This is a genomic window from Stenotrophomonas sp. SMYL41 (assembly GCF_036319965.1).
GTDB lineage: Bacteria > Pseudomonadota > Gammaproteobacteria > Xanthomonadales > Xanthomonadaceae > Stenotrophomonas > Stenotrophomonas maltophilia_R.
Map to the genome: position 1 here is coordinate 1 of NZ_JAWIRX010000016.1, position 21,189 is coordinate 21,189.

Consider the following 21,189-nt stretch of genomic DNA (forward strand, 5'->3'; position numbering starts at 1 on the left):
CCCCCCCCCCCCCCCCCCCCCCCCGCCCCCCCCACGGAATCCTCGCTTTTGAAGTTGACGTTGTCCTTGCTTGAAAGCCTCTGCGGGTGCCGGGTGCCGCCCGGCCGACTTCCGCCACTTGCGGTGACAGCGACGGCCCACTAGCCTTCGGCCGTCGTTCACCACCCAAGGACCGCCCGTGAAACACCGTCATCTCCTGCTGGCCTCGGCAATCGCCGCCGCCACGCTGGCCCTGGTCGCCTGCAAGAAGGAAGCTGCCCCAGGTACCGATACCGCCAGCAGCAGCGCCCCGGCCGGCGAAACGGCCGACCAGTTCGTGGCCCGCATCAATGCCGAATTCAAGGCCGCCTACCCGGAGATGACCTCGGCGCAGTGGCTGTCCTCCACCTACATCAACAGTGACTCCGAACGCATCGCGGCCAAGGCCAACGAGCGTTCGCTGACCCAGCTCAACAGCTGGATCGAACAGGCCGCCAGGTTCGACGGCAAGCCGATGAGTGAGGACAGCAAGCGCGCGATCCACCTGCTGAAGCTGATGTCGTCGATGCCGGCACCGCGCGATCCGGCCAAGCTGGCCGAGCTGACCCAGATCGCCACGCGCATGGAAGGCAGCTATGGCGCCGGCAAGTACTGCACCGATGCCAACGATCCGAACTCCTGCCGCCAGCTGGGCGAGCTGGAGCAGGTGCTGGCGCGCAGCCGCGATTACGACCAGCAGCTCGACGCCTGGCAGGGCTGGCACAGCACCACCAAGAGCATGCGCGGCGACTACCAGAAGTTTGTCGGGCTGGTGAACGAAGGTGCCAAGGGCATGGGCTTCACCGATGCCGGGCAGATGTGGCGCAGCGGCTACGACATGCCGCCGGAGCAGATCGGCCCGGAAACCGACCGCCTGTGGGAGCAGGTCAAGCCGATGTACGAGCAGCTGCACTGCTATGCACGCGGCAAGCTGGACAAGACCTACGGCAAGGACAAGGCCGAAGTGGGCAACGGCCTGATCGCCGCGCACCTGCTGGGCAACATGTGGCAGCAGGACTGGTCGAACCTGTGGGACCAGCTGGAACCGTACCCGGGTGCCGGCAGCCTGGACATCACCGCAGCGCTGGAAAAGCAGTACCAGACCAACCTGAGCGCGGCGCTGGCCAAGGCTGGCAAAGATGCCAACGTAGCGGCGCAGTACAAGGCACAGCGCGAGGCCGAACTGCGTACCGCCAAGCAGATGACCGAACGCGCGCAGGACTTCTACGTGTCGCTGGGCATGCCGTCGCTGCCGCAGTCGTACTGGGAGAAGACCCAGTTCATCAAGCCCGATGACCGCGACGTGGTCTGCCACGCCAGCGCCTGGGACATGAACATGGAAGGCGACGTGCGCACGAAGATGTGCATCAAGCCGAACGAAGAGAACTTCACCACCATCTACCACGAGCTGGGCCACATCTATTACGACCTGGCCTACAACCCCCTGCCGCCGCTGTTCCAGGGCGGAGCCAACGATGGCTTCCATGAAGCGATCGGCGACACCATCGTGCTGGCCATGACGCCCAAGTACCTCAGCTCGATCGGCCTGGTCGATGCGCCGACCGAAAGCCGCGAGGCGGTCATCAACAACCAGATGCGCATGGCACTGTCGGGTGTGTCGTTCCTGCCGTTCGGGCTGATGATCGACCGCTGGCGCTGGGGCGTGTTCGACGGTTCGATCACCGCCGACAACTACAACAAGGCATGGTGGGACCTGAAGGCCAAGTACCAGGGCGTGGCACCGGCCAGCACCCGTGGCGAAGAATTCTTCGACCCGGGCGCGAAGTACCACGTGCCGGGCAACACCCCGTACACGCGTTACTTCCTGGCGCGCATCCTGCAGTTCCAGTTCTACAAGGGCCTGTGCGACGCGGCCGGCTACAAGGGCCCGCTGCATGAGTGCACCTTCTACGGCAACAAGGAAGCCGGCCAGAAATACTGGGCGATGCTGAGCAAGGGTGCCAGCCAGCCGTGGCAGGCCACGCTGAAGGAGCTGACCGGCACCGACAAGCTCGATGCCGGCCCGATGATCGAGTACTTCACCCCGGTCAATGAGTGGTTGAAGCAGCAGAACGAAGGCCAGATGTGCGGCTGGCAGGCCAACGCGGCCCCGGCGGCGAAATGAAAAAAGGGGCGGATCCGCAAGGATCCGCCCCTTCAGGTGTTGTAGAGCCGAGCATGGCTCGGCTCGACGGTTTGGCAGCGATCAGCTGACCTTCTTCGCCGCCATCGCTGCAGCCAGTTCGGCCTTGAATTCCTCGAAGGTCTGGCCCTTCTCTTTCGCTTCGGCCTGCGCGGCATCGCGCAGCGCATCGGAGTACATCAGGCGCACTGGCGTGCCGTTGCGCTCGTGCAGCTCACCGGCCTGCATGATCAGCGCCAGTACCTGCGCGGCAGAATCACTGTGGCCGGCGATGCGGCCATCCATGCCCAACACCCATTCGCCATCACGGCGCACGACACCGGCCAGCAGGGTGCGCTGCGCGTCGCGCAGTTCGGCATGCGGCTCCACCGGCGAGGCCTGGGCAGCGGCCTTGTTGGCGGCCTGCTTTTCCTGGCGACGGCGCTGGTCGCGGCGGGTCTTGGAGCTGGTGGACATGGTGCGGTACCGCTGCGAGGGGGGCGCAAGGATAGCGCACCCCGCCCGCAGCGCCGCTTCACGCCACCTCAGTCCAGCACTTTGCCGTGCCGCCAGTAGCCCATGAAGGTGATCGCGCGGCGGTCCAGCCCGCAATCGCGCACCAGGTGGCGGCGGATCGCCATCACTGCCCCCGCCTCGCCCGCCACCCAGGCGTACAGCGGCCCGGCCACGCGGGTATCGGCCTGCTCCCAGAGGATCTGCGTATCGACGTCGATCTCCTCCAGCGCATCGCCGGCAGCCACACCCGAGGCCGCGGCCAACCTTGCCTGGACTGCCTGCAGCAAGGGCTGCCCGTACGCCGCCTGCCCGCGCGGCAACCAGACCAGCTCGGCCGTGGCCGGCGCCTTCAGGGGAACCGCATCACCGGCCTGCGCCACTTCCAGCAGGGCCAACGTACGCGGCGGATCCACCATGGCCGCCAGTTCCTCGAGAATGCCGGCCACGGCCGGCAGCGCGGTCTCGTCAGCCACCAGCAGCACCTGGCCAACGCCGGCCGGCGGCTTCCATTCCCAGCCCTCGCTGCTGTCGGCACAGTCGGCATCCGGGGCCAGCAGCACCACACGGTCGCCCGGCCGTGCATGCATGGCCCAGCGCGAGGCGGGGCCGGTCACGCCGTGGATGACGAAATCGACGTCGACCTCGCCCTGCTCGGCGCGCAGCTGGCGGATGGTGTAGGTGCGCATCGGCGGGCGCTGGTCGTCCGGCAGGGCCCGATAGCGTGGATACCAGTCCTCGCCGCTGGGGACCTGCGGCACCTCCTGGCCGGGCAAGGGGAAGAACACCTTGATGCGCTGGTCCGGGCCTTCGGTCTTCATCCGCGCCACGTCGGCACCGGTGAACACCATGCGGTCCAGGGAAGGGGAAAGAACGCGGCGCTCCTTCAGCGCCACCTCGAACAGGCGGTAGGTCTGCTGCGCAGCCATGGGGGTACCTCATGCAACGACAGTGGATCGGCTGGCTGTTGTGCACCCGTGCACCGGCTGGCTGGAGTACCCAGCCTAGTCCGGTGGTTTCCCGTCGCAAGTGCTGCGGGCGTCACGGCCCGCCCTACCCCTGCACGCTGCTCAGTGACCTGTGCTGGCCGCCTGCGCCGTGTGTTCGCGCTGGTGTTCCCAGTACCAGAACACGAAGCCGGCGCCGAAGAACGCCGCCTGGCCCAGCGCCAGGTGCAGCGGGCTGGCGCTGAGCAGCGGTGACACCACGCCGGCCACCACGGTGCTGATCATCAGCTGCACGAAGGCCTGCAGCGACGAGGCCAGGCCGCGCTGGTGCGGGTACATGTCCAGCACCGCCAGCGCCAGGATCGGGAAGATCAATGCCATGCCCATGCCGCCCAGGAAGATCGGCAGCACCGCCCACGGCAGCACGAACTGCGGCGCCAGCGCCACGTAGCCGACGTTCAGCACCACCGACAGCGCGCACAGGCCGAAACCGATGGCGACCTGGCGGGTGGGCGTGGTGTGCCCGGCCATGCGCCCGGACAGGAACGAGCCGGTGGTCATGCCGCCGATGGTGGGGATGAACAGCCAGGCGAAGCCGCCCTCGCCCAGATGCAGGTGCTGCATCACGAACACCGGCGCCGAGGCGATGTACAGGAAGATGCCGCCGAAACCGATGCTGCCGGCCAACGCCAGGCGCAGGAAGCGCGGGTTGAAACCGATGCGCACGTAATCACGCATCAGCACGCGCGGCGACAACGGCACCCGGGCCTCGACCGGGTGGGTTTCCGGCAGGTAGCGTGCGGTGGCTGCCAGCAGGACCAGTGCGAACACCACCAGGAACCAGAAGATCAGCGGCCAGCCAGCACCGCTGAGCAGGATCCAGCCGCCGATGATCGGCGCGATGGCCGGGGCGATGCCGAACAGCATCGACACCTGGCTCATCAGCCGCTGCGCGTCATGGCCGTGGTACAGGTCGCGGATCACCGCCCGGCCGACGATCATGCCGACGCCTGCAGACAGGCCCTGCAGCGCGCGGAACGCCAGCAGCGTGGTCAGGTCGGTGGACAGCGCACAGCCGACCGAGGCGCCGACGAAAATCACCAGGCCACCGAGGATCACCCGCTTGCGTCCCCAGGCGTCGGACAGAGGGCCATGCGCCAGGCTCATCAGGCCGTAGAACAGCAGGTACACGCTGATGGTCTGCTGCACCGCCACCTCGTCCACCGCCAGGCGCTGGGCCAGCTGCGGGAACGCCGGGAAGATGGTGTCGATCGAGAACGGGCCGAACATGGCCAGGCCGGCGAGCAGCAGGGCCATGCGGCGGGTGGAAGGAGCAACAGCGGCGGTCATGGGGAAGGCGTCCGGCAGGGCCATGCGCAGCACGCACGGCGGGCGCCGATCCCCTTCTGCAGGGACGGCGCCAGATGAATTCGGGTATCCGCCCATCATAGGTGGGGATTGCGCCTGATGCCATGCAGCGGTGCACAAAACGCACGGCCGGGCCATCGGCCATTCAGGCGCAACGGCCGGGCCCGGAGGCGGCTGGCGCGCCCGCAACGGGCTATAATCGGCGGGCAACACGGTGGGAGAAGCGGAACACCGCTGCCGAAGGCGCAACGCCCGTAATCGCTCAGGCCCGATACCACCCGTAACACAACTCTGGAGAGACCGGTTCGATCCGGCGCCGAAGGGGCACGAAGCTGCGGTCCGCCGCGCTTTTAAACTCTCAGGCAAAAGGACAGAGGGGCGCCCCGCAGACCGCCGACCGGCGGCTTGTGCCCGTGCGTGTGCCCTTTCCTGACGGATCCTTCGCCATGTCCCAGAACACCCCTTCCCTGCGTGAGCTCGAGCATCATTCCGCGTTCGTCGAGCGCCACATCGGCCCCAACGATGCCGAGATCGCGCAGATGCTCGACGTCGTCGGCCACGCGTCGCTGGATGCGATGACCGATGCCATCGTACCGGCCAAGATCAAGTCGCCGGCGCCGCTGGCACTGCCGGAGTCGATGACCGAAGTGCAGGCCCTGGCGAAGATCCGTGCGATCGCCGACAAGAACACCGTGCTGCGCAGTTTCATCGGCCAGGGCTACTACGGTACCCACACGCCGAACGTGATCCTGCGCAACATCCTGGAAAACCCGGCCTGGTACACCGCCTACACCCCGTACCAGGCGGAAATCTCGCAGGGCCGCATGGAAGCGCTGATCAACTTCCAGACCCTGTGCGCCGACCTCACCGGCATGGAAATCGCCAACGCCTCGCTGCTGGACGAAGCCACCGCCGCCGCTGAAGCGATGACCCTGGCCAAGCGTTCGGCCAAGTCGAAGTCGGACACCTTCTTCGTGCACGACGCCGTGCACCCGCAGACGCTGGAACTGCTGCGTACCCGCGCAGAACCCATGGGCATCGTGCTGCGCGTCGGCACCCCGGCCGAAGCGCTGGAAGCGGAAGCCTTCGGCCTGCTGCTGCAGTACCCGGATACCTTCGGCCAGGTCGGCGACTACAAGGCGCTGGTCGATGCCGTGCACGCGCGCGGCGGCCTGGTGGCCGTGGCCACCGACCTGCTGGCCCTGACCCTGCTGGCCGCCCCGGGCGAATGGGGCGCGGACATCGTGGTCGGAAACAGCCAGCGTTTCGGCGTGCCGTTCGGCTTCGGCGGCCCGCACGCCGCGTTCATGGCCTGCCGTGACGCCTACAAGCGCTCGATGCCGGGCCGCCTGATCGGCGTCTCGGTCGATGCCCAGGGCAACCCGGCCTACCGCCTGACCCTGCAGACCCGCGAGCAGCACATCCGCCGCGAGAAGGCCACGTCCAACATCTGCACCGCACAGGTGCTGCTGGCGGTGATGGCCTCGATGTACGCCGTTTACCACGGCCCGGACGCCCTGACCCGCATCGCCCGCCGCACCCATCGCCTGGCCTCGATCCTGGCCGCCGCGCTGCGCAACGCCGGCGTGCAGGTCGGCGGTGACTTCTTCGACACCCTGCATGTCACCGGCGTGCATGCCGATGAGATCCACGCCAAGGCCCGCGCCGCCGGCTACAACCTGCGCGCGATCGACAGCGACTCGGTCGGCATCAGCCTGGACGAGACCGCCACCCGCGCCGACGTGGTCGCGCTGGCTGCCGTGTTCGGTGCCCAGGCCGACGTCGACGCGCTGGATGCCAGCACCGCCGATGCACTGCCGGCCGGCCTGCTGCGCCAGTCCGCGTTCCTGACCCATCCGGTGTTCAACACCCACCACAGCGAGCACGAACTGCTGCGCTACCTGCGTTCGCTGGCCGACAAGGACCTGGCGATGGACCGCACGATGATCCCGCTGGGCTCGTGCACCATGAAGCTCAACGCCACCGCCGAGATGATCCCGGTGACCTGGCCGGAGTTCTCGCAGATCCACCCGCTGGTGCCGGCCGACCAGGCGCTGGGCTACAAGGAGCTGATCGACACGCTGGAAGCGATGCTGGTGGAATGCACCGGCTACGACGCGGTCAGCCTGCAGCCGAACTCCGGCGCGCAGGGCGAGTACGCCGGCCTGCTGGCGATCCGCGCCTACCACCGCTCGCGCGGCGAAGACCACCGCGACATCTGCCTGATCCCGGACTCGGCGCACGGCACCAACCCGGCCTCGGCGCAGATGTGCGGCATGAAGGTGGTGGTGACCAAGACCGATGCCAACGGCAACGTCGACGTGGAAGACATCCGCCTCAACGCCGAAAAATACAGCGACCGCCTGGCCGCGATCATGATGACCTACCCGTCCACGCACGGCGTGTTCGAGGAAGAGGTGGTGGAGATCTGCGAGATCATCCACAAGCACGGTGGCCAGGTGTACACCGACGGCGCCAACATGAACGCCCTGGTTGGCGTGGCCAAGCCGGGCAAGTGGGGTTCGGACGTTTCGCACCTGAACCTGCACAAGACCTTCTGCATCCCGCACGGCGGTGGCGGTCCGGGCGTCGGCCCGTGCGCGGTCAAGGAGCATCTGGCCCCGTTCCTGCCGGGCAAGCTGGGTGACAACGGCCCGGTCGGCATGGTCAGCGCAGCCAGCTTCGGCAGCGCCTCGATCCTGCCGATCAGCTGGATGTACATCGCGATGATGGGCCGCGACGGCCTGCGCAAGGCCACCCAGGTCGCGCAGCTCAACGCCAACTACATCGCCAAGCGCCTGGCCCCGCACTTCAAGACCCTGTACACCGGCCGCAACGGCCTGGTGGCACACGAGTGCATCCTCGACGTGCGCCCGTTGGAGAAGACCAGCGGCATCGGTGCCGAGGACGTGGCCAAGCGCCTGATCGACTTCGGCTTCCACGCCCCGACCCTCAGCTTCCCGGTGGCCGGCACGCTGATGGTGGAGCCGACCGAGAGCGAATCGCTGCACGAACTGGATCGCTTCATCAACGCGATGATCCAGATCCGCGAGGAAATCACTGCGATCGAAGACGGCCGCCTGGACCGCGAGGACAACCCGCTGAAGAACGCGCCGCACACTGCCACCGCAGTGACCGCCAGCGAGTGGACCCACGCCTACCCGCGCGAACTGGCCGCCTTCCCGCTGGCCAGCCTGAAGCAGAGCAAGTACTGGCCGCCGGTGGCGCGTGTCGACAACGTGTACGGCGACAAGAACGTGATGTGCGCCTGCATCCCGGTCGATGCCTACAAGGATGATGAAGTCGAGGCTTGATTCCTCACTGCATCGGCAACGAAAACGGCCCGCGCGAGCGGGCCGTTTTCGTAAGGGCGCGTGGACCAAGGCCCGCACCCACACACATCGGATCACGGGTCAGGCATCTGCCCCAGGCTCAACTGCCATGACACGCCGAAGCGGTCCTGCACCCAGCCGTAGCGGTTGCTGAAATCGTAATCGCCCACCGGCATCAGCCAATGGCCGTCCTCGCCCAGCACGCGTGCGGCTCGTTCGAACTGCTCGGCGCCGGAACACTCGACGAACAGCGAGATCGACGGCGAGAAGGTGAAATCGTGCACGTCCAGGCTGTCGAAGCACAGGTAGTGGGTGCCACCGAGCAGGAAGATGGCCTGGCGGACCTGCCCGGGCACGCCAGCGCCGGCCCCCTCGGGGTGGCGTTGCAGGGCCAGCAGGCGGAAGTCGGCAAAGGCTTCGGCGTACAGGGCCAGCGCGGCCTCGGCCTGGCCGGTGAACATCAGGAAGGGACGGCTGCGCAGCATGCGGTGCTCCTGTTCGACGGGCCGATGACGACCCATGCGATCAGGATGGCACGGCGGATGTGCAGCCCCCGTGGTAGTGCCGGCCGCTACCCGGCAGCTTCCATCAAGCCTCGCGCATGCGCCGTGCGATGGCGCTGCTGGCGGCGATCGTGGCAGTCAGCGCCACCATCGACAGGAACTGCAGCCGGGTATGCGCTTCACTCAGCAGCAGCCCGAAGATCAGCGCCAGGATCGCCAGCGCACACACGGTCAGCCACGGGAAGCCGGCCATGCGGAATGGCAGGCGGGTACCCAGGCGATCCGCACGCCTACGCAGCACCAGCTGCGAGACAAGCGACAGCGTCCACACCAGCAGGCAGGTGGAGCCGACGATGTTCAGCAGCACCGGCAGCACTTTGTCCGGGAAGAGCAGCTCCATCACCGTGGCGGCAAATCCGAACAGCACGCTGGCCAGCACGGCGATCACCGGCACCTGGCGCGGGTCGGTCCAGCCAAGCACGGCCGGGGCTTCGCGGCGCTGCGCCAGCGAATACATCATGCGCGAGGCTCCGTAGAGGTTGGCATTGAGCGCCGACAGCAGCGCGATCACTGCAATCAGGGTGATGGCGGTACCGGCGCCCGGGATGCGGGCGATGTCCAGCACGGCGGCGAACGGCGACTTCAGCGCGTCGCTCGTCCACGGCACCACGGCGATGATCACGCTCAGCGAGCCGATGTAGAACACCAGGATGCGCCAGGCCACGGTGCGGATGGCCCGGGCAATGCTGCGCTCGGGATCTTCGGTTTCAGCCGCCGCAACGGCCACGATCTCAGTGCCGCCAAAGGCAAAAACGACAACCAGCAGCGCCGCGCCGATCCCGGCCAGGCCCTTGGGTGCAAATCCGCCGTGCTCGGTGAAGTTGCTCAGGCCTGGCGAGGTGACCTGCGGCAGCCACCCCATCAGCAGCGCCACACCGATGGCGATGAAGGCCAGGATCGCCGCCACCTTGAGGATGGCGAACCAGAATTCGAACTCGCCGAAGTTCTTCACCCCGAGCAGGTTGATCGCGGTGAAGAACAGCATGAACGCCAATGCCGCCATCGGTACCGGTATCGCCGGCCAGACGGTAGCCAGCAGCCCGGCGGCGCCCACCGCTTCGGCGGCGATCACGATCACCAGCTGCACCCACCACAGCCAGCCGACCGTGGCGCCGGCCGTGGCGCCCATGGCATCGGCGGCGTACACCGAGAACGCACCGCTGGTCGGCTTGGCCGCCGCCATCTCGCCCAGTGCGTTCATCACGATGATCACCAGCGCACCGGCTACCAGATACGACACCAGCACCGCCGGGCCTGCGGCCTGCACACCCACGCCCGAGCCGAGGAACAGGCCGGCACCGATGGCGCTACCCAAGCCCATCATGATCAGCTGGCGGGGCTTGAGCGAATGTCCGAGGCGGGACGGCGAAGCGGTCGGAATCGAGTTGGGCATCGGCGGGGCTGGCGGCGGGCTACAGGGGCGACACCTTACCCTGTCCCGTGCCCACGGGGATAGGCACAGCGCAGCAGGCGGCTCAGGCCAGCGCCGGCTCGCCGACGTTCCCACCGATACGGGCACGGTAGGCGCGTGGCGAAAAACCGGTTTCAGCCTTGAACTTGCGGGTAAAGGCACTCTGGTCGCTGAAACCGCAGGCCTGGCCGATGCAGGCGATGCTGTCGTCGCCATGCAGCAGGTGCATGGCCATCTGGATCCGCAGCCGGGTGAGCACCTGCTGCGGGGTCATCTGGAACACCTTGCGGAAACTGCGCTCCAGCTTGGACAGCGAGAAGCCGGTGATGTCCAGTAGCGTCTGCATGCGCACGTTCTCGGCGTAGTGCGCGTTGAGATGGGCCAGCGCCAGCCGCAGCTGCTCGTACTGGGTGCCCAGGCTGTCCTTCTGCCCCAGGTCGCGGGAGATGCCGATCAGGCCCTCTATGGCCCCGTCGACCACCAGCGGGCGCTTGCAGGTCAGGCACCAGCCCGGTTCGCGGTTGGCGAACAGGTGCAGCTCCATCAGGTTCTCGATCACCTCGCCGGACAGCACGCGGGCATCCTGGTCGACGTAGTCCGCACTGAGGCCGGTCGGGTAGATCTCGGCCGCGGTACGGCCGATCACGTCCTTGCGCGCGCGCAGGCCCAGCCGCCGCAGCATGGTCTGGTTGACGTGGGTATAACGCCCCTGGCGGTCCTTGATGAAGAACAGCACATCCGGGATGGCGTCGAACAGGGCTTCGATGTCGGCGGGCTCGACTCGCATGTAGCAAGCATACCCGAGCCTGCTTTTGCCTGTACGTTCACCTTTGCCGGACCTTGGTTTAACGGGTCCGGTTCCAGTGTCGTGGTTCCCTTTGATGATCCGGAGCCACCATCCATGGCCGCCAGCAAGCCGACCGGCAAGCGCGCAACCGCCCAGACCGAGAACGATCGCCGGGGCAATGGCGATGAACTGCACCAGCAGGCCGGGGGCAGCCACCCGGCGATGACCACCGACCAAGGCATCCCGGTGGCGGACAACCAGAACTCCCTGCGGCAGGGACCTCGGGGACCCACACTGCTGGAGGACTTCATCCTGCGGGAGAAGATCACCCACTTCGACCATGAGCGCATCCCCGAGCGCATCGTGCACGCACGTGGCAGCGCGGCACATGGCTACTTCGAGTTGACCCGATCGCTGGCGGCCCACAGCCGTGCACGCATCCTGACCGAGGTAGGCGTGAAGACGCCAGTATTCACCCGCTTCTCGACCGTGGCCGGTGGCGCGGGCTCGGTGGATACCCCGCGCGACGTGCGCGGCTTTGCGGTCAAGTTCTATACCCGGGAAGGCAACTGGGATCTGGTCGGCAACAACATCCCGGTGTTCTTCATCCAGGACGCGATGAAATTCCCGGACCTCGTGCATGCGGTGAAGATGGAGCCTGATCGTGCCTTTCCTCAGGCCGCCTCCGCCCACGACACTTTCTGGGATTTCATCTCGCTGATGCCCGAATCGATGCACATGATCATGTGGGCGATGAGTGATCGCGCCATCCCGCGCTCGCTGCGCATGATCGAGGGTTTTGGCGTGCACAGCTTCCGCCTGCTGAACGAGGCGGGTGACTCGACCTTCGTGAAGTTCCACTGGCGGCCAAAGCTGGGCATCCAGTCCACGGTGTGGGACGAAGCGCTGAAACTGCAGTCGGCCGACAACGACTTCCATCGCCGCGACCTGTTCGAGGCCATCCAGCGCGGCGACTTCCCGGAATGGGAACTGGCAGTGCAGCTGTTCACCGAAGAACAGGCCGACAGTTTCCCGTTCGATCACCTGGATCCGACCAAGATCATTCCCGAATCGCTGGTGCCGTTGCAGGTGATCGGGCGCATGGTGCTGGACCGATGGCCGGACAACTTCTTCGCCGAGACCGAGCAGGTGGCGTTCTGCCCGGCCAATGTGCCGCCGGGCATCGACTTCAGCAACGACCCGCTGCTGCAGGGCCGCCTGTTCTCCTACCTGGACACCCAGCTGCTGCGTCTGGGCGGGCCGAACTTCCACCAGATCCCGGTGAATGCCCCGAAGTGCCCATTCGCCAATCACCAGCGCGACGGCCACATGCAGATGCAGGTGCCCAAGGGCCGCGTCGCCTACGATCCCAGCTCGCTGCAGGACGACACACCGCGCGAGACCCCGAGCGGCTTCCGCAGCCACGCCAGTGCGGACGACGGTCGCAAGGGGCGCACCCGCGCGGAGAGCTTCGCCGACCACTACAGCCAGGCGCGCATGTTCTTCCGCAGCCTTGAAAAGCCGGAGCAGGCGCACCTGGCATCGGCGCTGGTGTTCGAACTGTCGAAGGTGGAAACGCTGAAGGTGCGGGTACGGACCGTCAGCCATCTGCGCAACATCGATGACGCATTGGCGCAGCGCGTGGCCGATGGACTGGCGCTGCCTGCCCTGCCCGACCCGGCGCCCACCGCCACCCCGGCACGCGACATGCCGCCGGCCCCCGAGGTGCGCGTGATCGGCCGCACCAAACCCACCCTGCAGGGGCGCTGCATTGGCATCCTCTTCGATGAAGGTTCTGACGCCCGCATGATTGCCAGCCTGAGCAAGGCCGCGCGGAAGGCGGGAGCGGACGTGAAGCTGGTCGCGCCGAAAGTGGGCGGCGCCACGCTCAGCGACGGCACGTTGCAGGCGGCCGATGGACAATTGGCCGGCACCCCATCGGCTGTGTTCGATGCGGTAGCCGTGGTGCTGAGCCTGGAGGCGTCGAAGGCGTTGTCCAAAGAGAGTGCCGCCATCGAGTTCGCCAGCCAGGCGTGGGCTCACCTGAAGGCCATCGCCAGCGACACGGGCGGCCAGGCGCTGCTGAAGGCAGCAAGAGTCGGCAACGACGCCGGCATCGTCGAAGCGGAGGACGTCAAGGGGTTCCTGGCGGCGGCCGCCACCCGCCAGTGGGCCCGCGAACCCAAGCTGCGACTGCTGGCCTGACCACACGACAGGAGAACCGTCATGCCCCGTGGTGACAAATCCGCCTATACCGAGAAGCAGAAGCGCCAGGCCGAGCACATCGAGCAAAGCGAGCGTGATCGTGGCGCAAGCGAAGGCACGGCAGAACGCATTGCCTGGGCCACCGTGAACAAGCAGGACGGTGGCGGCAAGCGCAGCGGCAGCGCACGCAAGGGTGCGAAGAAGGCGACCCGCAAGACGCCTGCCAAGAAGGAGCCTGCCAGGAAGTCGGCCACGAAGAAGGCCACAACCAGGACGACGGCGAAGAAGGCACCTGCGAAGAAGACGGCAGCCAAGAAGGCGGAGGCAAAGAAGGCACCGGCTCGCAAGACAGCCACGAGGAAGGCCACGAAGAAGACGGCGGTCAAGACGGCGAGTTCGGCCGCCTCGCGCAGTGCTGCCGCAAAGAAAGCGGCGAAGAGCCGTGCGGCGAAGAAGACCGTCCGCAAGGTGGCGGCGAAGAAAGCCGCGCGTACCCGCGCGCGCGGCTGAGCCTGCCGATCAGGACGACAGCGTTCTCATCCACGCGGCGACTTCGGCTGCGGCTGCGTCAGCGCGTGCTTGAAGCAGCAGATGCGGCCCCTCCAGCGAAACATGCCGGGCGCCGGGCAGCAACACCTGCAGCTCGGCCACGCTGGGTGGCCACAGCAGGCGGTCCTGCAGGGCATGCAGGCATAGCGTCGGCAACACCAGTTCCGGCAGCAGTGCACGAACATCCACCTGCATCGTTGTCGCAGCACGCTGGCGCAGGGTTGCAGCCGGTACCTGCGCGATTGCCAGGCCCAGCTCACGCTGGTTCGCGCGCGTCCGCCATCGCCCCAGCAGCAACCGGGCCATCAACATGAGTGGCGGCAACGGCCACGCCGGAGCCAGTATCCGGGCGCTCGCCGCAGGCAGCGGCACCGGCCGCCGTGCGAAGGTCGCACTCAGTACCAATCCATGCAATCCAGGCTGCCCGGCCGCCGCCAGTTCGATGGCCAGTGGTCCGGCGAACGATTCGGCCAGCAGCACGAAAGGAGATGCCGGAAGCTGCGGGCGCAGGATCGACGCCAACGTGGTGTAGTCCTGTGGCCCCTGCACGGGCATCGACAATATCCGCACCTGCACGCCGTGCGCCTGCATCGCCTCTACGAAACGTGCCGACAGCAGGCCGGTGCCATCCAGGCCTGGCAGCATCACGACCGGCGGCAGCAGTGCATTCATCACGTCGACCATCCTTCATGCCTTCCCGTGGGAATCACTGCCCTGCAGCTTCACCCATCGGCCCGACCTTCGGAAGTGCACAGCCGCGAACGCCGCGCTACCCTGCTGGCCCCGACGGAACGGAGAAGGCGGCATGCGCAAGCCACGCTGGCTCAGCTGGACCGGCATTGCCATGTGCGTACTCTATCTCGCACTGACGGTCTGGTGGGTCCACGATGCCCAGGCCTACAGCGATCCCAAGAGCGCCTACATCTTCATGCAACTGCCGGTGATGCTGCAGACCGTTGCGCTAGACGCCATCGGCATGGGCGCATGGCTTTCCGGAAAGAGCTGGACAACCATCTACCTTCTGGTGATGCCCCCCACCCTGGCTGTGCTGTATGTACTGGGGGCCATGCTCGGCAGCGTTCTGGAGCAATGATGGCCGTGCTTCCCACTGCCTGCGCCGGCCATTGAAATACGGCCGCCCAGGGCGGCCGTATTCCTGTCACTGCGCTGGCAGCAGCTCAGGCTGCGCGACGCGGCACAACCGACGCTGCTTCGCCTTCCACCTTGAACACCGACACCGAGGTGGTCAGCGCATGCGCCTGTTCTTCCAGCGCGCGGCTGGCGGCGGTGGCTTCTTCCACCAACGCGGCGTTCTGCTGGGTCACCTGGTCCATCTGCACCACCACCTGGTTGACCTGTTCGATACCGGCGGCCTGCTCCTTGCTCGCCGCAGCGATGTCGCTCATCAGCTGGGTCGTGCGCGAACTTGCCTGTGCCACGCGCGCGATCGCGGCTTCGGATTCAACGGTCACTGCCAGGCCGCTCTTCACCTTGGCAGCGGCGTCTTCGATCAGCTCCTTGATCTCCTTGGCGGCGACACCGGCACGCTGCGCCAGCGTGCGCACTTCGCTGGCGACCACGGCAAAACCGCGGCCCTGCTCACCGGCACGTGCGGCTTCCACCGCCGCGTTCAGCGCCAGGATGTTGGTCTGGAACGCGATGCCGTCGATCACCGTGGAGATCTCCGAGATGCGTGCCGACGACTGGTCGATCTCGCCCATCACCGACGCCATCTGCGCCATTGCCTGCTCGGTCTCGCGCACCGCGGCACCGGCGGCATGCGCTTCACTGTCGGCCTGACGGGCCAGTTCGGCATTCTGGCGCACGGTGGAGGTCAGTTCCTCCATCGATGCAGCGGCCTCTTCCAGGTTCGCCGCCTGCTGCTCGGTGCGGCGCGACAGGTCGTTGTTGCCGGCGGCCAGTTCCTGTGCCGCATTGTTGATGCTGTCGGCAGCCACCTGGATGCCCCGCACGATGCCGGTCAGCTGCGCGGTGGTGGTGTTGGCGTCGTCGCGCATGCGAGCGAACACACCGTCGTACTCGCCGTCCATGCGTGCGGTCAGGTCACCGTGCGAGATCGCGCGCAGCACGTCGGAGACATCGGCGATGCTGGCCTGCGAACTGGCCATCATGCCGTTGAGGTGCTCGACCATCGCCTTGAACTGGTACTGGAACGCAGCGGCATCCCCGCGCATGCTGAAGTCGCCGGCGCGCGCGGCGCGGGCCAGTTCATCGATCTGCGCGTTGATCGCCATCAGGCTCTGCTTCACTGCCGCCAGGGTGCGGGTCAGCGTGCCCTTCTCGCCCGGGTAGTCCGGCAGGTCGCGGCTGAGGTCGCCGATGGCGTAGCGCTGCATCACCTCGGCCATCAGCAGTTCCACCTGCACGTGTGATTCGACCAGGCTGTTGGTCGCCTGGACCATGCGGCCGAAGTCACCGGGGAACGCACCTGCATCCATGCGATAGCGGATCGCGCCGGCCTCATGCTGCTCGGCCATCTGCAGCTGCGCGCCGATCGCGGCCTGCACACTCTGCCGCACGCTGGCCATGGCTTCACCCAGCTGGGTCAGTTCGTCACGACCGCCCAGGCGGAACTCCTGGTCCAGCTGGCCCTTGGACAGGCGCTCGGCCAGGTTCACCGCGCGGGCCAGCGGGCCGGTCAAGCTGCGGCCGATCATCACCGAGGCACCGATGCCGACCAGCAGCGCGACGCCGCCCAGCACCAGCAGCTGCAGCAGGCTGCGCTCACCCAGGCGGATCGCCTCGGCGGCCGCATCGCGGCTTTCCTTCTCTTCGAAGTCCACGCCATCGGACAGGGCCTTGTTCCAGCCGTTGGCCGCGTCCTGCACCGGGCCCAGGGTCAGCGCCACGGCGCCCGGGTAGTCGCCCTGCTCCATCAGTTCGCTGGTCTGCTTGTTGAGCGGGCGCGCGATGGCACGCTTGGCGGCGATGGTTTCGGCGATGGCCTTGCCGTCGGCGTCACTGGGCAGGGCCTGGTAGGCGGTCCAGCTGGCCTCGTAGCGTTTGACCAGATCGGCGATGCGCTGCTCGTCGCGGCCACGCTCGTCACCCTGGCGGATCAGCATCTCGCGGCGCACCACCATCATCTGGTTGTTGGCATCGAGCATCTGCGACAGCAGGCGCACCTTGGCCACGCTGACGTCGACCACCTGCTGCATCGCGCGCTTCTGCACGACACTGGCGGTCGCGCCAGTGGCCACCACGGCAGCAACCAGCAGCAGCAACAGGCCAAAGCCCAGCCCAAGACGCCAGGCAACCCTGACGTTCCTCAAGTAGTTCATGGGGGTATCCAAAACGGGGGGATGCGCCCTTATCGGCGACACGGCAGGCAATCTTGATCGCTGCCCATCGACGGCGTCGGCCACTGTTCACCTTGGTGAGCGTCCGCCCAGCGGCACCTGTCCGCAGGAACCGGCCGCAATGGCCATGGCTGCTCATGCGGGCATCAGATGCCTTTCACGGTGGCTCGGCGCCGGCTGCGTGCAAGGTGATGGCGTACCTGCTGGAGATCCCAATGCCCTCATCTGTGTCCCGATCCACCTTGCTCGCAATCTCGCTGCTGGCGTCGCCGGTCTTCGCGCAGGCGCCGCCGGCCAACTTGCCCGCCCCCATCGCCGAAAAGGCCGGACCGGACACCGCCCCGCGCTCCGCGCTGCATGCCCAGGTCCTGCTGGATCGCGCGAATTTTTCCCCCGGCCAGATTGATGGCGAGGTGGGTAGCAACCAGCGGCGCGCGGTGTCGGGCTTCCAGGCGGCGCATGGGCTGACCGTCTCGGGTGAACTGGACGACGCCACCTGGAAGGCCCTGCAGGCTGATACGGTCGGGCCGCTGGCCAGCTATACGCTGACTGCTCAGGATGTTGCCGGTCCGTTCCAGGCCACACCGAAAGGGCCCGCCGCCCAGGCCAAGCTCAAATCGCTGGGTTACGGCAGTGTGGAAGAGGCCCTGGGCGAGCGTTTCCATGCCTCCCCTGGTCTCCTGAAACTGCTCAACCCTGGCGTGGATCTGAGCAAGGCGGGCAGCCGCATCCAGGTACCCAACATCGCGCCAGGCGCATTGCCGAAGGCCGCGAAGATCGTGGTCGACAAATCCGACTCCACCCTGCAGTTGCTGGATGCACAGGGCAAGGTGATCGCGCAGGTGCCGGTGTCATCCGGCAGCCAGCATGACCCGCTTCCGATCGGCGAATGGAAGATACTCGGCGTCTACCGCGACCCGCCGTTCCACTACAACCCCAAGCTGTTCTGGGATGCGCGCAAGGGCGAGAAGAAGGCCACGCTGCCGCCAGGCCCGAACAATCCGGTCGGCCGCGTCTGGATCGACCTCTCCAAGCCGCACTATGGCCTGCACGGTACGCCCGAACCCGGCCATGTCGGCAAGACTGAATCGCATGGCTGCGTGCGCATGACCAACTGGGATGCGCTGCGTGTGGCCGATGCAGTGGATACCTCGGTATCCGTGGTGATGCAGGAGTGAGCCGATGCGTCTTTCGCAGCTGATCGTGCTGGGCGTTCTGCTGGGGCTGGGTGCAGGTTGGTGGCTGCGCCGCGATGCGGGTGAACCGGTAGCCGCCTCGCTGCCGGCAGCGCCATCGACGGTGGCCGCTGCACCGGTGAAGCAACCTGTCGCGCCACGCGCAGTGGCCCCACCTGCCATCGCTGCGCCGTCGGCCACGCGGGCTGCGGATGCACCGTCCGGGCTGCTGCTACCGGTACAGGGCGTGGCTGCCTCACAGCTGCGCGACACTTTCACCGAAGCCCGCAGCGAAGGGCGTGTGCACGATGCCATCGACATCATGGCCGACGCTGGAACGCCGGTGCTGGCGGTGGCCGATGGCACCGTGGAAAAACTGTTCGACAGCGCGCGCGGTGGCCTGACAATCTACCAGTTCGAGCCCAGCGGGCGCTGGTGTTACTACTACGCCCACCTGCAGCGCTATGCCGATGGCCTGGCCGAGAAGCAGGTGGTCAAGCGCGGGGACGTCATCGGCTATGTCGGCAGCACAGGCAATGCCAGTGCCGACGCGCCGCACCTGCATTTCGAGGTGCACGTGCTGGGGCCGGAAAGGCAGTGGTGGAAGGGAGAGTCGATCAACCCCTATCCCCTGCTGAAGTCGGCAGCACTGATGCCTGGCGCTGCCAGCGCCGCAACGCCCAAGTGAAGACAGCCAACGCAGCCCCTGGAATCAGCAAAAACAGTGCCGCCATCTTCCAGAAGAAGAACGGCCACAGCCAGACGTAATCCAGGTCGGCCAGCTTCAGCAGATCCAGCGGTGGCTGCAGCTCGATGTCTGCCTCGTGCCCCGCCAATGCCGGGTCCACCGCCAGCACGGTGACCCGCAGCCAGGAGCGGCCACGTGGCAATGCATCGCCGCGGCCGTATCCAAAGTAGGACGCCGTGAGGCCGCTGGACTCAACCGATGCCAGCGGGCGGTTGATGCCCTGCCCGGCCACGCCCGAACGCGCCCCTGCGCGGAAGGCTCCATGAGCGGTCGGAGTTTGGATGCGCAGCAGTACATCGGGGTCAGCCTCCGTACCGTCTGCGGCATACCGCAGGCGCAACCGCAGACGATCATCGATGAGGCGATAGACGGTGATCTGGGCGGTTGCACCAGGACTCATCGCCAGCGGCACCGTCTGCGTGCGCGAAGCCAGGGCATTGGCGGCTGCACCCAGCAAGAGTGCCAGGCAGGCGATGCCCCACAGGCTCCACAACCCCCACAAGGTGACCCGCACTACCGTCTTGCCCTTCACGCTGACATCCTGGTCATCGCTTCGCCTCTCCGCCGGCCCCGCAGCAACAATAACGAAAAAGCCCCGCTTTTGCGGGGCTCCTTCTTGCAGCGGATGCCGGGCATGGCCCGGCGCCATCTCAGGCGAACGGATCCTGCAGGACCATGGTGTGGTCGCGGTCCGGGCCGGTGGAGACGATGCTGATCGGGCAGCCGGCCAGCTCTTCCAGCGAACGCAGGTAGGCGCGTGCGGCCGGCGGCAGGTCATCCCACTGGGTGATGCCGTGGGTGTTCTCGCTCCAACCCGGGAACTCCAGGTACACCGGGGTGCACTCTTCCCAGCCCTGCGCGTCCAGCGGCGCGTACTCGGTGCGCTTGCCGTTGTATTCGTAGGCGATGCAGACCTTCAGCTTTTCCATGCCATCCAGCACGTCCAGCTTGGTGATGCACAGGCCGCTGATGCCGTTGATGGCCACGGCGCGCTTCAGCGCGACGATGTCCATCCAGCCGCAACGACGCGGACGGCCGGTCGAGGCACCGTACTCGGCGCCGCGGTCACGGATGCCCTGGCCGACTTCGTCGTCCAGCTCGGTCGGGAACGGGCCGCCGCCGACGCGGGTGGCGTAGGCCTTGGCGATGCCCAGCACGTAGTCGATCGAATCGGCACCGACGCCGGAACCGGCCAGTGCACCACCGACGGTCGTGTTGGAGCTGGTGACGTACGGGTAGGTGCCGTGGTCGATGTCCAGCAGCGCACCCTGCGCGCCTTCGAACAGCACGCGCTTACCCTGCTTGCGCAGGTCGTGCAGGATGCCGGCCACGTCGGACTTCATCGGCTGCACGTATTCGCCAAAGGCCAGTGCTTCGTCGAAGGTCTTCTGGAAATCGACCGCATCGGTATTCAGATACTTGGTCAGCACGAAGTTGTGGTAATCCAGCGCCGTGCGCAGCAGTTCTTCCAGCTGCTTCGGGTAATGCAGGTCGGCGATGCGGATGCCGCGACGCGCCACCTTGTCTTCGTAGGCCGGGCCGATGCCACGGCCGGTGGTGCCGATCGCCTTGCCACCGGCAGCGCGCTCGCGCGCCTGGTCCAGGGCGATGTGGTACGGCATGATCAGCGGCGCGGCCGGGGAGATCTTCAGGCGCGAACGCACTTCCACGCCGGAGGCTTCCAGCTCGGCGATTTCCTTCTGCAGCGCGGCCGGCGAGATCACCACGCCGTTGCCGATCAGGCACAGCGCATCGTCACGCAGGATGCCCGACGGGATCAGGTGCAGGACGGTCTTCTTGCCGTTGATGACCAGGGTGTGGCCGGCATTGTGGCCGCCCTGGAAGCGCACGACGGCGCCGATTTCCTCAGTGAGCAGATCGACGATCTTGCCCTTGCCTTCATCGCCCCACTGGGCACCAAGCACTACGACAGACTGACCCATGACGGGCTCCTCATATGTTGCGGCCATCGGGGCCGCGGACGGTTGAACCGTGGCGGGGCTGGCCAGCACCTGGAGGGCGGCTCCAAACGGGGAGCAGCCGGCGATGGAAGGCCCAGACACGGAAAAAGCCGAACGGGGAGGCCCGTCCGGCTTTTGTGCATTATCCGGGTTTCCGGGGTCGGGTGCCA

At 66.8% G+C, this 21,189-nt stretch carries 17 protein-coding genes and 1 riboswitch; of the genes, 7 read left to right on the forward strand and 10 right to left on the reverse strand.

What is annotated here, in order from left to right; translation table 11 throughout:
- The first annotated feature begins 178 nt into the window (after positions 1-178).
- A complete protein-coding gene (locus V3B30_RS17025; protein WP_262082825.1) occupies positions 179-2,143 on the forward strand; it encodes a M2 family metallopeptidase in 1,965 nt (654 codons plus the stop codon).
- An 81-nt stretch (positions 2,144-2,224) separates the two neighbouring features.
- Here V3B30_RS17025 and V3B30_RS17030 read toward each other — a convergent pair whose 3' ends face one another.
- From V3B30_RS17030 to V3B30_RS17040, 3 genes are all read right to left on the reverse strand, one after another.
- A complete protein-coding gene (locus V3B30_RS17030; protein WP_100473586.1) occupies positions 2,225-2,617 on the reverse strand; it encodes a hypothetical protein in 393 nt (130 codons plus the stop codon).
- A 68-nt stretch (positions 2,618-2,685) separates the two neighbouring features.
- Positions 2,686-3,582 (reverse strand): siderophore-interacting protein, encoded by an 897-nt coding sequence (locus V3B30_RS17035; RefSeq protein WP_100473587.1) that lies wholly within the window; start codon positions 3,580-3,582, stop codon positions 2,686-2,688.
- 141 nt (positions 3,583-3,723) lie between these two features.
- Positions 3,724-4,950, reverse strand: a complete 1,227-nt coding sequence (locus V3B30_RS17040) for a multidrug effflux MFS transporter (protein WP_262082826.1) — start codon at positions 4,948-4,950, stop codon at positions 3,724-3,726.
- 299 nt (positions 4,951-5,249) lie between these two features.
- Positions 5,250-5,352: riboswitch (glycine riboswitch) on the forward strand.
- Positions 5,353-5,414: 62 nt separating this feature from the next.
- Here V3B30_RS17040 and gcvP point away from each other — a divergent pair.
- Positions 5,415-8,282 (forward strand): aminomethyl-transferring glycine dehydrogenase, encoded by a 2,868-nt coding sequence (gene gcvP / locus V3B30_RS17045; RefSeq protein ID WP_262082827.1) that lies wholly within the window; start codon positions 5,415-5,417, stop codon positions 8,280-8,282.
- A gap of 92 nt (positions 8,283-8,374) precedes the next feature.
- Here the strand turns inward: gcvP and V3B30_RS17050 are convergent, their stop codons facing one another.
- From V3B30_RS17050 to V3B30_RS17060, 3 genes are all read right to left on the reverse strand, one after another.
- The gene (locus V3B30_RS17050; protein ID WP_262082828.1) at positions 8,375-8,785 is read right to left on the reverse strand and encodes a VOC family protein; all 411 of its coding nucleotides are present in this window, start codon (positions 8,783-8,785) and stop codon (positions 8,375-8,377) included.
- Between the two features lie 103 nt (positions 8,786-8,888).
- Positions 8,889-10,256 carry an amino acid permease gene (locus tag V3B30_RS17055; protein WP_262082829.1) on the reverse strand — a complete coding sequence of 456 codons (1,368 nt, stop codon included), beginning with the start codon at positions 10,254-10,256 and terminating at the stop codon, positions 8,889-8,891.
- A gap of 82 nt (positions 10,257-10,338) precedes the next feature.
- Positions 10,339-11,061, reverse strand: a complete 723-nt coding sequence (locus V3B30_RS17060; RefSeq protein WP_014038112.1) for an AraC family transcriptional regulator — start codon at positions 11,059-11,061, stop codon at positions 10,339-10,341.
- A gap of 114 nt (positions 11,062-11,175) precedes the next feature.
- Between V3B30_RS17060 and V3B30_RS17065 the strand changes: the two genes are divergently transcribed.
- Both V3B30_RS17065 and V3B30_RS17070 read left to right on the forward strand, forming a co-directional pair.
- A complete protein-coding gene (locus tag V3B30_RS17065; RefSeq protein WP_262082830.1) occupies positions 11,176-13,266 on the forward strand; it encodes a catalase in 2,091 nt (696 codons plus the stop codon).
- Between the two features lie 21 nt (positions 13,267-13,287).
- Entirely contained in the window at positions 13,288-13,776 is a 489-nt protein-coding gene (locus V3B30_RS17070) for a hypothetical protein (protein WP_262082831.1), read from the forward strand.
- Between the two features lie 9 nt (positions 13,777-13,785).
- Here the strand turns inward: V3B30_RS17070 and V3B30_RS17075 are convergent, their stop codons facing one another.
- On the reverse strand, positions 13,786-14,487 hold the full coding sequence (locus V3B30_RS17075; RefSeq protein ID WP_262082832.1) for a lysophospholipase: 702 nt from the start codon (positions 14,485-14,487) through the stop codon (positions 13,786-13,788).
- 133 nt (positions 14,488-14,620) lie between these two features.
- On the opposite strand from V3B30_RS17075, the gene V3B30_RS17080 reads away from it, so the two are divergent.
- Positions 14,621-14,908 carry a hypothetical protein gene (locus V3B30_RS17080; protein WP_262082833.1) on the forward strand — a complete coding sequence of 96 codons (288 nt, stop codon included), beginning with the start codon at positions 14,621-14,623 and terminating at the stop codon, positions 14,906-14,908.
- An 85-nt stretch (positions 14,909-14,993) separates the two neighbouring features.
- On the opposite strand, the gene V3B30_RS17085 is transcribed toward V3B30_RS17080, so the two are convergent.
- Positions 14,994-17,117, reverse strand: a complete 2,124-nt coding sequence (locus V3B30_RS17085) for a methyl-accepting chemotaxis protein (RefSeq protein WP_262082834.1) — start codon at positions 17,115-17,117, stop codon at positions 14,994-14,996.
- A gap of 233 nt (positions 17,118-17,350) precedes the next feature.
- Between V3B30_RS17085 and V3B30_RS17090 the strand changes: the two genes are divergently transcribed.
- The gene (locus tag V3B30_RS17090) at positions 17,351-18,313 is read left to right on the forward strand and encodes a L,D-transpeptidase family protein (protein ID WP_262082835.1); all 963 of its coding nucleotides are present in this window, start codon (positions 17,351-17,353) and stop codon (positions 18,311-18,313) included.
- A gap of 4 nt (positions 18,314-18,317) precedes the next feature.
- Positions 18,318-18,998 (forward strand): M23 family metallopeptidase, encoded by a 681-nt coding sequence (locus tag V3B30_RS17095; RefSeq protein ID WP_100473594.1) that lies wholly within the window; start codon positions 18,318-18,320, stop codon positions 18,996-18,998.
- Here the strand turns inward: V3B30_RS17095 and V3B30_RS17100 are convergent.
- A complete protein-coding gene (locus V3B30_RS17100) occupies positions 18,928-19,590 on the reverse strand; it encodes a hypothetical protein (RefSeq protein ID WP_262082836.1) in 663 nt (220 codons plus the stop codon). The two genes, V3B30_RS17095 and V3B30_RS17100, sit on opposite strands and share 71 nt — an antisense overlap.
- 118 nt (positions 19,591-19,708) lie before the next feature.
- A complete protein-coding gene (locus V3B30_RS17105) occupies positions 19,709-21,001 on the reverse strand; it encodes an adenylosuccinate synthase (RefSeq protein ID WP_014648029.1) in 1,293 nt (430 codons plus the stop codon).
- Between the last annotated feature and the right edge of the window lie 188 nt (positions 21,002-21,189).